12 protein-coding genes are annotated in these 12,953 nt (G+C 71.4%); 7 read left to right on the top strand and 5 right to left on the bottom strand.

The features are described from left to right. Positions 1-38: 38 nt before the first annotated feature. From ACQPZX_RS34365 to ACQPZX_RS34350, 4 genes are all read left to right on the top strand, one after another. A complete protein-coding gene (locus tag ACQPZX_RS34365) occupies positions 39-1,367 on the top strand; it encodes an ABC transporter substrate-binding protein (protein ID WP_433364666.1) in 1,329 nt (442 codons plus the stop codon). Then, on the top strand, positions 1,364-2,203 hold the full coding sequence (locus tag ACQPZX_RS34360; RefSeq protein WP_433364663.1) for a carbohydrate ABC transporter permease: 840 nt from the start codon (positions 1,364-1,366) through the stop codon (positions 2,201-2,203). The genes ACQPZX_RS34365 and ACQPZX_RS34360 overlap by 4 nt, the downstream gene beginning before the upstream one ends. Continuing rightward, positions 2,200-3,048, top strand: coding sequence for a carbohydrate ABC transporter permease (locus ACQPZX_RS34355; RefSeq protein WP_433364661.1), 849 nt, complete (start codon positions 2,200-2,202; stop codon positions 3,046-3,048). Before ACQPZX_RS34360 ends, ACQPZX_RS34355 begins: the two co-directional genes overlap by 4 nt. 83 nt (positions 3,049-3,131) lie before the next feature. Then, on the top strand, positions 3,132-5,129 hold the full coding sequence (locus ACQPZX_RS34350; protein WP_433385569.1) for a beta-galactosidase: 1,998 nt from the start codon (positions 3,132-3,134) through the stop codon (positions 5,127-5,129). A 7-nt stretch (positions 5,130-5,136) separates the two neighbouring features. Here ACQPZX_RS34350 and ACQPZX_RS34345 read toward each other — a convergent pair whose 3' ends face one another. The 4 genes from ACQPZX_RS34345 to ACQPZX_RS34330 form a co-directional block, all read right to left on the bottom strand. After that, complete coding sequence (locus ACQPZX_RS34345; protein WP_433364658.1) at positions 5,137-5,451, bottom strand: hypothetical protein; 315 nt, start codon at positions 5,449-5,451, stop codon at positions 5,137-5,139. Positions 5,452-5,667: 216 nt separating this feature from the next. Then, the gene (locus tag ACQPZX_RS34340) at positions 5,668-6,726 is read right to left on the bottom strand and encodes an ATP-binding cassette domain-containing protein (RefSeq protein ID WP_433364655.1); all 1,059 of its coding nucleotides are present in this window, start codon (positions 6,724-6,726) and stop codon (positions 5,668-5,670) included. Positions 6,727-6,728: 2 nt separating this feature from the next. Continuing rightward, the gene (locus ACQPZX_RS34335) at positions 6,729-6,884 is read right to left on the bottom strand and encodes a hypothetical protein (RefSeq protein ID WP_433364652.1); all 156 of its coding nucleotides are present in this window, start codon (positions 6,882-6,884) and stop codon (positions 6,729-6,731) included. Between the two features lie 105 nt (positions 6,885-6,989). Then, positions 6,990-7,463: a hypothetical protein gene (locus ACQPZX_RS34330; protein WP_433364649.1), complete on the bottom strand. Its 474-nt coding sequence runs from the start codon at positions 7,461-7,463 to the stop codon at positions 6,990-6,992. A 76-nt stretch (positions 7,464-7,539) separates the two neighbouring features. Between ACQPZX_RS34330 and ACQPZX_RS34325 the strand changes: the two genes are divergently transcribed. Further along, complete coding sequence (locus ACQPZX_RS34325) at positions 7,540-8,691, top strand: MFS transporter (RefSeq protein ID WP_433364646.1); 1,152 nt, start codon at positions 7,540-7,542, stop codon at positions 8,689-8,691. A gap of 176 nt (positions 8,692-8,867) precedes the next feature. Here the strand turns inward: ACQPZX_RS34325 and ACQPZX_RS34320 are convergent, their stop codons facing one another. Next, positions 8,868-9,347 (bottom strand): DUF1772 domain-containing protein, encoded by a 480-nt coding sequence (locus ACQPZX_RS34320; protein ID WP_433364643.1) that lies wholly within the window; start codon positions 9,345-9,347, stop codon positions 8,868-8,870. A gap of 54 nt (positions 9,348-9,401) precedes the next feature. Here ACQPZX_RS34320 and ACQPZX_RS34315 point away from each other — a divergent pair, with 54 nt between their 5' ends. After that, entirely contained in the window at positions 9,402-9,932 is a 531-nt protein-coding gene (locus ACQPZX_RS34315; RefSeq protein WP_433364640.1) for a TetR/AcrR family transcriptional regulator, read from the top strand. A 90-nt stretch (positions 9,933-10,022) separates the two neighbouring features. Beyond that, positions 10,023-12,911: a tetratricopeptide repeat protein gene (locus ACQPZX_RS34310; protein WP_433364637.1), complete on the top strand. Its 2,889-nt coding sequence runs from the start codon at positions 10,023-10,025 to the stop codon at positions 12,909-12,911. The last annotated feature ends 42 nt before the right edge of the window (positions 12,912-12,953 follow it).

The raw sequence follows: 12,953 nt of genomic DNA, 5'->3' as shown, positions 1-12,953 counted from the left end.
GCCGGCGGCAGCGGCCGACTGACACGGAGGAGCACCCCATGTCACGCTCAGTTTCCCATTGGCGACTACTGGCCGCCGCGGCGGCCTCGATTCTCGCGCTCTCCGCCTGCTCCGGTACGGCGGAGAAGACCGCGCCGGTCGACGTCGACAAGGCCATGACCACCCCGACCACGCTGACCTTCTGGACCTGGGTGCCGGACATCGGGAAGGAGGTCGCGCTCTTCGAGAAGAAGTACCCGGCGATCAAGGTGAATGTCGTCAACGCCGGGCAGGGCGCCGACGCGTACACGAAATTGCGGACCGCCCTGAAGGCCGGCTCCGGCGCGCCGGACCTCGCGCAGATCGAGTATCAGTACATCCCCACGTTCTCGATCACCAAGAGCCTCGTCGACCTGCGGCCGTACGCCGCCGAGGCGAACAAGGCGAAGTTCGTCGACTGGACCTGGAGTCAGGTGACCGGGCCGGGCGGCGAGATCCTGGCCTACCCGCAGGACACCGGCCCGATGGGCATGCTCTACCGCGCCGACCTCTTCGAGAAGTACGGCATCGGAGTGCCCCAGACCTGGGACGACTTCGCGGCCGCCGCCCGCAAGCTGCACGCGGCGAACCGGAAGATCTACCTCACCAACATGTCGGCCAACGAGGCCGCCGGCTGGCACGGGCTCATGTGGCAGGCCGGATCCAAGGCGTACACGGTCGACGGCAGCACCGTCGGGCTCGCGGTGAACGACGCCGCCTCGCAGAAGGTCGCCGATTACTGGGGCGGCCTGGCCAAGGAGGGCGTGGTCTCCACCGACCCGGACTTCACCGACAACTGGTACCAGGGCTTCACCAACGACAAGTACGCCACCTGGCTGACCGCGGCCTGGGCGCCGGTGTTCCTCGGCGGCAGCGCGAAGCCGACCGCCGGCAAGTGGCGGGCCGCGCCGCTGCCGCAGTGGGACGCCTCGCAGCAGGTCTCCGGCAACTGGGGCGGCTCCACCACCGCCGTCATCACCGGCACGAAGAACGCGACCGCGGCCGCGAAGTTCGCCGAGTTCCTCAACACCGACCCCGAGACCACCAAGATGTTCAACACCGTGCAGAACTTCTTCCCGGCCACCAAGGCGCTCCTCACGGACCCGTCCTTCGCCGGGCAGAAAAACGACTTCTTCGGCGGCCAGCAGGTCAACCAGGTCTTCGCCGGCATCAGCGGCACGGTCGACAGTGGGTGGCAATGGCCGCCGTTCCTGGACCAGTCGGTGAAGGACTGGACCGAGACGGTCGGCACGGCGCTGGCCGACAAGGGCGATGCCCCGGGCGCCACCGGCCAATGGCAGCAGCGGCTCACCTCGTACGCCAAAGACCAGGGTTTCACGGTGCGATGACCAAGCGGGCCGGGTACGTCTTCGTCGCGCCGTTCCTGTTCTTCTTCGTCCTGCTGTTCCTGCTCCCGCTCGGCTACGCCGGCTACCTCAGCCTGTTCAAGGACCAACTGGTGGGCGGGACCGTCTTCGCCGGTCTCGCCAACTACACCCGGGCCCTGACCGACCCGCAGCTCTTGCGAGGCGTCCTGCGGGTCGGCCTGTTCTTCGGCATCCAAGTCCCGGTCATGCTGGCGGTCTCGCTCGGCGCCGCGCTGGCCATCGACAGCGGGTTGTTGCGCATGGCGCGGGTGTTCCGGCTGGGCGTCTTCATTCCGTACGCGGTGCCGAGCGTCGTCGCGGCGCTCATGTGGGGATACCTCTACGGGCCGAGTTTCGGGCCGCTCGCCCGGTTCGGCGTGAACCTGCTGACCGACTCGGCGATGCTGCCGGCCCTCGGCAACATCGTCACCTGGGAGTTCGCCGGATACAACATGATCATTCTGTACGCGGCGCTGCGAACCGTCCCGGCCGAGCGCTACGAGGCGGCGGCGGCCGACGGGGCCGGCCCGTGGCGGACGGCCTGGCACATCAAGATCCCCGCCCTGCGGCCGGCCCTGCTGCTCTGCCTGGTCTTCTCCGTGATCGGCAGCTTCCAGCTGTTCGCCGAGCCCAACCTGATCCAGCGGCTCGCGCCGACCGTCGTCAACTCCTCCTACACCCCCAACCTGTACGCCTACAGCCTCGCCTTCACCTCGCAGCAGGTGAACTACGCGGCCGCGGTCTCGTTCCTGCTCGGTTTCGTGATCCTGGTCGTGTCGTACGCGGTGCTGCTGACCGCCGGCCGGAGCCGCCGATGACCCGCCACAGCACCGTCCTGACCCTCGGCATGGGCGCCGTCCTCGTCTACTTCCTGTTCCCGCTGTTCTGGCTGGTGGTCGCGGCCACCAAGACCACCGGCGATCTGTTCTCGACCTTCGGCCTCTGGTTCGGCCACGACTTCTCGCTGGTCACCAACGTCCGCGAGACCTTCACCCACAACCACGGCGAGTACGCCCGATGGATGGCGAACACCCTGGTGTACGCCACGGTCAGCGCGGTCGGCGCGTCCGCGCTGGCCACGTTCGCCGGCTACGGCTTCGCCCGCTACACGTTCCGCGGGCGGGGCGCGCTGCTCGGCCTCGTCCTCGGGACGATCATGGTGCCGACCACGGCGCTGGCCATTCCCACGTACCTGCTGTTCAGCAAGGCCAGCCTGGTCAACACCCCGTGGGCGGTGATCCTGCCGTCGCTGGTCAGCCCGTTCGGCCTGTTCCTGATGTGGGTCTACGCCCGGGACGCGGTCTCGGACAGCGTGCTCGAGGCGGCCCGCATCGACGGCGCGGGGGAGCTGGCGATCTTCTTCCGGGTCGTCCTGCGCAGCCTCGGGCCCGGCTTCGTCACCGTCCTGCTGTTCACGCTGGTGGCGACCTGGAACAACTACTTCCTGCCGCTGATCATGCTCAACGATCCTCGCTATTACCCGATCACCGTCGGCCTCAGTTCGTGGTCGGCGCAAGCGGTCGGGGGCAGCGGGGCCAATGCCGGGTTGCTCGCCTGTGTGGTCACCGGTTCTCTGCTTTCGGTCATTCCGCTGATCGCGGCGTTTGTTCTGCTACAGCGCTACTGGCAGTCCGGCCTCTCCGCCGGGGCTGTCAAGGAATAGGGGAATTCGTGTCTGTTCTTTTCGGTGCGGCTTATTACCACGAGTACCGTCCCTCTGCGTCGTTGGAGGCCGACCTGGATTTGATGGCTGACGCCGGCTTCACGGTTATTCGTGTGGGCGAGTCGGTGTGGTCTACTTGGGAGCCGTCTGATGGGTGCTTTTCGCTCGACTGGCTTCAGCCGGTGCTCGACGGTGCTTCGGCTCGGAACATCTCGGTCATTCTGGGTACACCGACGTACGCCGTACCGCCATGGCTCGTCCGGATTTATCCGGAAATAGCAGGTGAGCGCGGGACCGGTTCGCGGATCCCGTGGGGCGCCCGGCAAGAAGTCGACTTCACCCATCCCGCCTTTCGCTTCCATGCCGAGCGGGTCATCCGGGCCGTGGTCGGGCGCTATGCCACGCATCCGGCCGTCATCGGATTCCAGGTCGACAACGAGCCCGGCCTCGAACTGCTGCACAACGAGGGAGTCTTCCAACGCTTCGCCGACCACCTACGTATCAGTTATGGCAGCGTCGAGCGCCTCAACGAGGAATGGGGACTCGTCTACTGGTCGCACCGATTGTCCACCTGGGCCGACCTGTGGCGGCCCGACGGCAATGCCCAGCCGCAATACGAGCTGGCCTGGCGGCGATTCCAGGCCCGCCAGACCGACGAGTTCATCGCGTGGCAGGCCGCCATCGTCCGCGAATACGCTTCGGCTTCGCAATTCATAACCACCTGCATCGCGTACGACCGCCCGGCGGTCGACGACCGCACGGTGACCGCGGCCCTGGATGTCACGTCGGGCAACGCGTACTACGTCATGCAGGACGGCCTCGCCTTGCCGGACACTCGCACGCCCACCCAGACCTGGACCACCGACGGCGTCTGGGCCCTCTACCTGACCGCGGACCGCATGTACTCCTCGCGCCAGGAGCCCTTCCTGGTCACCGAGACCAACGCCGGCTCGATCGGCATGTCCTGGGACAACCGGCCCGCGTACGACGGCCAGTGGCGGCAGGCCGCCTGGGCACTCGTCTCCCGCGGCGCCCGGATGATCGAGTACTGGCACTGGCACACCCTGCCGTTCGGCACCGAAACCTACTGGGGCGGCGTCCTTCCGCACAGCGGACAGCCCGGCCGCACGTACCGCGAGCTCTCCCGCCTCGGTGCCGAGCTGGAGCTGCTGGATTCCTTCGTCCCCGACGCCGATGTAGCCGTGGTCATCGACGTCCCCACCCAGTGGATCATGCAGAAGTTCCCGGCTCTGTCCCACCCCGACGGCACGCCCGACGAGCGCGCCTACCAGGGCCTGGTCGAGCCCTTCTACCGAGGGGCCTTCGACGCCGGCCTGCAGGCCCGCCTGTTGCACGCCCCCCAGCTCGGGTTCGACGTCGCCGACGCCGTGCGCCGTTTCCCCGTGCTGATCGCCGCCGGCCTCTACCTGGCCTCGGACGAGACTCTCGACTGGCTACGCGATTACGCCGAGGCCGGCGGCCACCTCATCCTCGGCCCCCGCACCGGCTACGCCGACCTGGAGGCCCGCGCCCGCCCCGACCGGATGCCCGCCCGCCTGGCTTCGGCCGCCGGCGCCTGGTACGACGAGTTCAGCAACCTCCGCACCCCCATCGAGGTCACCACCGACCCGGAACACCTCCCCGTCGCGGACGGCGCCACCGCGACCCGCTGGATCGACGGCCTCAACGCCGACGGCGCCACCGTCTTGGCCACGTACCAGCACCCGCACTTCGGCCGCTGGCCCGCCGTCACCACCAACGCCGCCGGCCGGGGCCGCATCACCTGTGTCGGCACCGTCCCCGACACTCGGCTGGCTTCGGCACTACTGCGCTGGGCCGCGTCGGGTCGCGTCACCGTGTGGTCCTCCTTGCCCGCCACGGTCACCTGCACCAGCGGCACTACTCCGGATGGCCGCCGCCTGCGCTTCGTCCACAACTGGTCCTTCGACGAGACCAACTTCCCGGCACCCGTGGACTGCCGCGACGTCCTGACCGGCAAGTCCGTCCCAGCGGGCGACGAGATCGAGCTGTCCCGCTGGGACGTCCGCGTCCTGCTCGAAGACCCCGGGACCGGGAGCTGACCGCGCGTCATCCGGCCAGCGGCGCACCGCTGCGGACCGCGGAGACCACGTCGAGGACCGCCCGGGCCGTGGCGGCTGCGTCACCCCGCGCGTCGATCAGGCTCGCGTGAGTGGCGCCGGGGACGATCCGGTGCACGCTGCCGGTCGACAACGTGGCCAGGTGGTTCTGGGCCGCCGTCCAGGCGGCGTCATGTCCGTCGCCGGCCGTCAGGACGAGCAGCGGCTTGCCGGCGAAGTCGGTCAGAGCGGCCGCCTGCCGCACCGCCGCGCCCGCCACGGCGTACTCGTCGATCGTGCTGCGCAGGCTGCTCGCGGTCGCCATCCGGGCGCTCACCTCGCCGCGGGAACGCGGCGGCAGGCCGCCGGCGAACCTGGGCCACGTCGAGGCGGCGCTCGGCGACGCGGAACAGGCCGAGCGGTACTTCGCGGAGGCCCACGTCGCGGCCGTGCGGCTCGGCGCGGACGGCAACCCGGTCGCGGCCCTGGGGGAGGGGCTGCTGGCCCGGCAGCGCGGCGAATACGAGGCCGCGCGACGCCACTACGCGAGGGCGCAACGCCTGGCCACCCGGGCGATGAAGAAGGTCGCGAAGACGGCCACGAGGCCGGTGACCAGGGTGGTGGCGGCCAGCGCGATGGCCTTTCCGGCGACCAGATGCGCACGCCGGGGAACGGCCGCGAGCGTCGGCTTGATGGTGCCGGTGGCGTACTCGCTGGTCACGGAGAGCACGCCCAGCGTCGCGACGGCGAAGGCGGCGGCACTGACGCCGGCCAGCGCGCCACCGAAGGGATCCGCCGTCACGGGCTCGCCGGGAGTGGCGGACGGGTCCTGCGCGATGGTGCCGACCGCGGACAACGCGCCGACGGCGACGATGAGCAAGGCGCTGGTGAGGGTGGCGGCCAACTGAAGCTGAGCGGCCTGCGGGCTACGAACGCGCACCGCGGCGGAGGCGGCGGTCATCTCGGCCATCGACACGTCGGCGATCAGCCGGCCGCGACCCAGGATGATCAGCTGGTCGGCGGTCAGCGCCATCTCGCTCATCAGATGGGAGGAGACGAAGACGGTCCGGCCCTCGGCCGCCAGCCCGCGCAGCAGGCCGCGGATCCACCGGATGCCGTCCGGGTCCAGGCCGTTGACCGGCTCGTCCAGCATCACCACGGCGGGATCGCCGAGCAGCGCGGCCGCGATGCCCAGCCGCTGGCCCATGCCCATCGAGAAGCCGCGGGTCCGCTTGCCGGCCACCTGCTCGAGGCCGACCATGCCGAGGACCTCCCGGACCCGCTGCCTGCCGAAGCCGCCGGTGGCGGCCAGCGCCAGCAGGTGGTGGTAGGCGCTGCGGCCGGGGTGGAACGCGCGCGCCTCCAGCAGGGCGCCCACCTCGCGCAGCGGCGCGGCGTGGTCGGCGTAGGGGCGCCCGTTGACCAGGACCTCGCCGCGGGTGGGATGGTCCGGGCCGAGGATCACGCGCATGGTGGTCGATTTGCCGGCGCCGTTGGGACCGAGGAATCCGGTCACGACACCCGGGCGGACGGTCACGGTGAGGTCGTCGACGGCGGTCTTCCCGCCGTACGTCTTGGTGAGGCTCTTGATCTCGATCATGATCAACCCTTCGAGGCTGGGGAGGCCGGCGCCGCGTCGAGCGCCGTGGGAAACGCGATCGCCGTGCCGAGCACGATCGCGGACACGATGAGGAAGAACGAGGCCGCGTAGGCGGGTAACGCCCACAGGCCCAGCTTGGCGGCTCGCGTGGGAAACATGTCGATCATCTCCGGGAGGCGAACCGGCGGCAGGTCCGCCGGTCACCTCACCGTGCGCGGGGGCGCTGTCGCCGCCCTGTCGCCTCGCTGTCGCCGATGGGGCCGTCAGGGGTGGAGATCGAGCAGTTGCTTGGCATGTCCGGGCAGTTCGACCTGCGCCAGGCCGGTGATGATGTCCCTCAGCGGCAGCGGCCGGTCGACCAGGACCGTGTTGCCGGAAATGAGCAGGGCCGGAATCGGCGTGTCCAGCTCGGTGTCGCTGAGGGCCGGCCCGACGAGGGCTTCCAGGGCCTCTCCCTGCCGTCGGATGCGTTCCCGCAGGCCGAGGTTGCCGCCGGCCAGGCCGATGACACGGTCGATCGTCCAGGAGTCGGACGCCAGGCGGTTGTCGTAGGTCGTGATCGCTCCGGCGGCCACGGACGAGACCGCGGCGATCGTGGCGGCGTTGACCAGCGCCACGTGGGCCAGGATCTGGTCGGCGTTCCACCCGTCGGGCGGCCGGACCGAGGTGCCGGCCACCGTGGCCGCGGCGTCCAGCAGCGTACGGAAGGCATGTCGAAGTTCGCCGGTGTCCGTCATGTTCGTCTCCCTTGTGGCAACCATTTGGTTGCTATAGTATCGCAACCAAGCAGTTGCTACTAGAGGGGAGACCCTGATGCTTGCCCTGGCCACGCTGTTTCTCGGCATGTTCGTGATCGGCAGCACCGAGCTGCTGGTGGTCGGCGTGCTCGATCTGATCGCCACCGATCTCGGGGTGTCGATTCCGGCGGCCGGGTCGCTGGTGACGGCGTACGCGCTGGGGCTGGCGATCGGCGGGCCGATCCTGACCGCGGCGACGATCCGGGCGAACAAGCGCAGCCTCCTGGTCGGCGCGCTCGCCCTGTTCCTGCTGGGCAACCTGGTCGCGGTATTGACCGACAGCTACGGGCTGTTCCTGGTGGCCCGCACCCTCATCGGGGCGATCCAGGGGCTGTTCATCGCGGCGGCGTTCGCGGCCGCCACCGCGATCGTGCCGCCGGAGCGTGCGGGGCGGGCGATGGCGGTGGTCATCTCGGGCACGGCGGTCTCCGGCGCGGTGGGCGTGCCGCTGGGCACGCTGGCCGGTCAGGCGCTGGGCTGGCGCGGCACGTTCATGGCGGCTGCGGTGCTCGCCGCCGTCGCGCTGGTCGCCACGCTGGCGCTGGTGCCGTCCGTGCCGAGCACCGGTGAGGGCGCGGCCGGCCAGGCGCGGTACGCGTTCGCGCCGCGGGTGCTGGCTGTGCTGGGCGTGACCGTGCTGATCTTCGCGTCGGTGTACGCGGCGCTGACCTACATCGTGCCGTTCCTGCAGACCGTCACGGGCATCTCCGGCGGGCTGATCAGCGTGTTCCTCTTCGCCTACTGCGGGGCGGCGGCGGTGGGCTCGTTCGGCGGCGGCCGCTTCGCCGATCTCGACGCCGGGCGCGCCCTCACCATGGGGACCATCGGCCTGGCGGCCAGCCTGCTGGCGCTGTACCTCGTCGGCGCGGTCGCGGTCCTGGTGGCGCTGGCGCTGCTGGCCGTGGGCGGGTTCGCCATGGGGATGGCGCCGTCGATGCAGTACCGGGCGATCACCCTGGCCGGGCCCGGCGGCGCCCTGGCGCAGTCGCTGCCCGCTTCGGCGGCCAACGCGGGCATCGCCCTCGGCTCGTTCGCCGGCGGCGTGGCGGTCGGCGCCTTCACCGTCTCGGCCGCGGTGACCGCCGGACTGGTCATCGCCGTGATCGCGATTCCGGCCGCCTGGGCCACGAGTTTCCTGAAGCCAGTGCCAGCTCCTTGCGCTGCCTGAGTGCCTATTTGGAAAGGAGAACGTCATGAACGCCTAGGTGGACAAGCCGTACGTCTTCGACGGCGCGGACTAGGTGGAGCGGGGAGCAGCCCGGGCTGAGCGCATTTCTCACGGTCGGCGGTCGGATCTTTCACACCTGTTTCTCGTACGGCCGGGGGCTCGACCTTGAACTAGGGTCAGGCCGCGGCCAGGGCGAGCGTCAGGCAGAAGCCGAGGAGCGCTACTCCCTGGAGAGCCGCGCGCAGGTTGATGATCGAGTCCCACCGCTCCTGGAGCCGGCGCGCGTCGGCCGGCACCCGGCCGGACTCGGCCGCCTCGATGAAGACCTTGTTGATCGGCAGCGAGATGCGGTTGAACAGGACCAGCCAGGTCAGCAGCAGGAGCAGGGCGATCGCGGCGGTGACCCCGGCGGCGGAGCGGCCGGTGAGGAACGCCGTGAGAACGGTCACGGCGCCGGCCACGACGCTGAGGATGCCGGGCACCGGCATGCGGGCGTTGCCGTAGCGGTGGGACAGGCCGACCACCCGGGTCATGGTGGCGTCGTCGACGCCGGCGTACGTCGGGCGCATGACCAGCGCGCCCAACGTGTCGGTGCCGAAGATGACGGCCGTGGCCAGCGCGGCGACGATGGCGAGGACGTCCACGAGCACGATCATGATTCCTCCAAGTATCTAGCAGTGCTAGAAATCTAGCACTGCTAGACTGAATTCGTGAAGGCCCCTACGAAAGCGCAATTGGCCCGCGCCGCGCGGCGGGATCGGATCGTCGACGCGGCGCGGGAGATCGCCGAGGCGGACGGGTGGGCGGCGGTGACCGTCCGGCGGCTCGCCGACACGATCGGGTTCAGCCAGCCGGTTCTCTACGGCCACTTCCCCGACGGCCGGGACGGCATCGTCCGGGCGGTCGCCCTCGACGGGTTCGCGCACCTCGCCGAGCACCTGACGGCGGCGGGCGACCTCGGCGGCGTCTGCGGGGCGTATCTCGACTTCGCCCGCTCGCAGCCGGCCACCTACGAGGCGATGTTCTCGATGCCGACCGACCTGGAGTTCGCCCGGCCGGCCACGCCCGAGCCGCTGCGCGCCGCGTTCGGCCCGCTGCTGTCCGCCGCGGGCGACGAAACGCGGGCGGAGGTCTTGTGGAGCGCGCTGCACGGCCTCGCCGACCTGTCCCGGCACGGCCGGCTGCGGCCCGACTACGCGACCGCCCGCGTCGAAACGCTGATCGGCCTGCTGCGGCGCTGACATCGGGGTGAGAGCGGCCTCTCGCCCGGATGTCCCTGGAACCGGGCCCGTAGATTGATAGCCCTGATTGGCGATCGACGGGGCGGGGCGGTGGGGGACGGTCGAGATGCGCGGCGGGAGGCCGCGGTTCGGCGGCTGGTGCGGCTCGGTACGGCCGGGCCATTGCCGGCCTGGCAGGTGGAGCAGGCCGCGCGGGAACTGGGCGTGTCGGCGCGCACGGTGTGGCGGTGGGTGGCGCAGGCGTCGGGGCGCGCTCAACCGGCGGTGCGGCGAAGGTTCACTGTGGACGACGAGGTGCGCCGGCTGCTGGAACTGAGGCGCGGGAACGTGGCGGCGGTGCACCGGGAGCTGGTCGAGGCCGCGGCCGCCGGGGGACCGCCGGCGCCCAGCCTGGCCACGCTGCACCGGGCGGTGGCGCGAGACCTGCCGGCGGAGAAGCGGGAGGCGATCCGCGAGGGCGAGGCGCCACCGGACCCGGGGGCGGCCACCACGCTCGACGAGCTCGTGGAGCAACTGCGACTGCTGAAGGCGTGGGCCGGCGATCCCTCGTACGAGAAAATCAAGAAGCTGGTCAATCGCGAGGCGGGGGAGCTGGCGGGCCGCACGACGGTGGCGGATTGCTTCCGGCTCGGGCGGCGGCGCCTGGACACCGAGCTGGTGGTGGCGGTGGTCCGGGCGCTGCACCCGGACGTGGGCTACGTGGCGCAGTGGCGGCAGGCGCTGCCGGTGGTGGGCGGCCGGAGCAGGGCGGCGGCACAGGTACGGGTGCAGGACGAGCTCCCGCCGGATCTGGCCGGGTTCACCGGGCGAGCGGTCGAGCTGGACCGGCTTCGTCGCGTTGCCACAAGTGGCGCGGTGGCGATCGAGGGTATGGCCGGCGTCGGCAAGACCCAGCTCGCGATCCACGTCGCCCACACGCTCATCGCAGAGGGGCTCTTCGATCGGGTGCTGTTCGTCAACCTCCGCGGCTTCCATCCGGACCCGGCCCAGCCGCCGGCGGATCCGGCCGCCGTTCTGGAGGGCTTTCTGCGCCTGCTCGGCATGCCCGGCCAATCCATACCGTACGACTTGGACGGTCGCGCCGCCGCGTACCGTGACCTGCTCGCCCGCGGCCGTGCGCTGGTGATCCTGGACAACGCGGCCGGCGCCGATCAGGTCCGTTCGCTGCTGCCCGCGACGCCGGGCAACCTCGCGCTGCTCACCAGCCGGCGGCGCCTGACCGGGCTGGGCCCGGCGACGCACCTGGCGGTGGACGTGTTCAGCCCGGCCGAGGCCACGCGATTCCTGACCCGGGCCACGGCGGGAACACCGGTGGGCGACGACCGGGACGCCGCCGCGCGGATCGCCGAGCGCTGCGGCTACCTGCCCCTCGCGCTCGGGCTGGTGGCCGGCCACACGCGGGCCAAGCCGGGCTGGACGCTGACCGACCACGCCGACTGGCTCGACGAGCGCCACCGCGACCGGCGCCTGGACACCGGCGTCGAGCTGGCCCTCGACCTGTCCTATCAGGACCTCCCGGCCGACCGGCAGCGCCTGTTCCGCTTGCTGGCGCTGCATCCGGGGCAGGACCTCGAGCCGTACGCCGCCGCGGCCCTCGCCGGGATCGACCTCGAAACCGCGCGGGACCACCTCGGCCGGCTGCGCTCGGATCACCTGCTGCAGCAGGGCGTTCCGGGCCGGTACGCCTTCCACGACCTGATCCGCGCCTACGCCACGAGCCGCGCGCACGACCAGGATCGCCCGGCCGAGCGCCGGGCCGCGCTGACCCGGCTGTTCGACCACTACCTCGCCGTCGCCGCCACCGCCGTGGAAGCCCTGAACCCCGGCGAGGCCCACCTGCGGCCCGCGGTCTCCCCGGCGGGCGGCCCCGCGCCGGACGTGACCGGGCCGGACGCGGCGGTCGCCTGGCTGGACGCCGAGCGGCCCACGCTGGTGGCGGTCGCCGCGCACACCGCCGCCCACGGCTGGCCGGCCCACACCACGCGACTGTCCCGCACACTGTTCCGCTATCTCCACGGCGGGCACAGCACGGACGCGCTGGCCGTACACCAGCACGCCGTTCAGGCCGCACGTCTCGGCCGTGACCCGGACGCCGAAGCGCACGCCCTCACCGACCTCGGGGTCGTCCATTGGCGGCTGGGCCGGCCGGAGCCGGCCGCCGCCCACTACCGGCAGGCGCTGAGCCTGTTCCGGCTGACGGGCGACCCGGCCGGTCTGGCGCGGACCCTGAACAACCTCGGCAATCTCGAGGCGCAATGCGGTCGCTACCGGCCGGCGCGCGAGCAGTACGAGGAGGCCATGGCCATGTACGGCAAGGCCGGCGACGGCACCGGCGAGGCGCGCACGATGAGCAATCTCGGCTTCATCGACCGGCGGCTGGGCCGCTACGCGTCCGCGATCGACCACTACCTGCGGGCGCTGGAGCTGTTCCGGCGCACCGGCGACCGGGACAGCGAGGCCCACACGCTGAACAACCTCGCCGACGCGGAGATGCGGTCCGGCCGGTACGCCGAAGCGGCCGACCACCACGAGCAGTCGCTGGCCCTGTCCCGCCGGCTCGGCAGCCGCAGCGGCGAGGCCAACGCGCTCGACGGCCTCGGCCTGCTCCACACCCGCCAGGGCCGGCCCGGCCGGGGCGCGGAGTGCCACCGGCGGGCCCTGGCCGTCACGCGGGAGATCGGCGACCGGTACGTCGAGATCTGGGCGCTCAACGGACTCGGCGAGGCCGCGCACGCCGCGGGGCGGCCCGCCGACGCGATCGGCCACCACGCCGAGGCGCACGCGGCCGCCGTCGTCATCGAGTTCCGCGACCAGCAGGCCCGCGCGCACACCGGCCTCGGGCACGCGCACCGCACCCTCGGCGAGCCGGCGCTCGCGCGGGAGCACTATTCGCGGGCCCTCGCCCTCTACACCGAGCTCGACATGCCGGAGGCCGACGAGATCCGCGCGCACCTCGCCGCGCTCGGATCGGGCGCCTGAGCGCGTCCGGATTCGGCCGGGATGCTCCGGGCTCGACCGGCG

This window comes from Actinoplanes sp. CA-142083 (assembly GCF_050942195.1).
Classification (GTDB): Bacteria; Actinomycetota; Actinomycetes; order Mycobacteriales; family Micromonosporaceae; genus Actinoplanes.
Note: the sequence above shows the minus strand (reverse complement) of the source record. Positions and strands in the feature narration are given on the sequence as shown.

Coding starts and splice junctions, on each gene's coding strand:
- ACQPZX_RS34365 (WP_433364666.1), top strand. CDS start 39: ATGTCACGCTCAGTTTCCCATTGGCGACTACTGGCCGCCGCGGCGGCC.
- ACQPZX_RS34360 (WP_433364663.1), top strand. CDS start 1,364: ATGACCAAGCGGGCCGGGTACGTCTTCGTCGCGCCGTTCCTGTTCTTC.
- ACQPZX_RS34355 (WP_433364661.1), top strand. CDS start 2,200: ATGACCCGCCACAGCACCGTCCTGACCCTCGGCATGGGCGCCGTCCTC.
- ACQPZX_RS34350 (WP_433385569.1), top strand. CDS start 3,132: ATGGCTGACGCCGGCTTCACGGTTATTCGTGTGGGCGAGTCGGTGTGG.
- ACQPZX_RS34345 (WP_433364658.1), bottom strand. CDS start 5,451: ATGGCGACCGCGAGCAGCCTGCGCAGCACGATCGACGAGTACGCCGTG.
- ACQPZX_RS34340 (WP_433364655.1), bottom strand. CDS start 6,726: ATGATCGAGATCAAGAGCCTCACCAAGACGTACGGCGGGAAGACCGCC.
- ACQPZX_RS34335 (WP_433364652.1), bottom strand. CDS start 6,884: ATGTTTCCCACGCGAGCCGCCAAGCTGGGCCTGTGGGCGTTACCCGCC.
- ACQPZX_RS34330 (WP_433364649.1), bottom strand. CDS start 7,463: ATGACGGACACCGGCGAACTTCGACATGCCTTCCGTACGCTGCTGGAC.
- ACQPZX_RS34325 (WP_433364646.1), top strand. CDS start 7,540: ATGCTTGCCCTGGCCACGCTGTTTCTCGGCATGTTCGTGATCGGCAGC.
- ACQPZX_RS34320 (WP_433364643.1), bottom strand. CDS start 9,347: ATGATCGTGCTCGTGGACGTCCTCGCCATCGTCGCCGCGCTGGCCACG.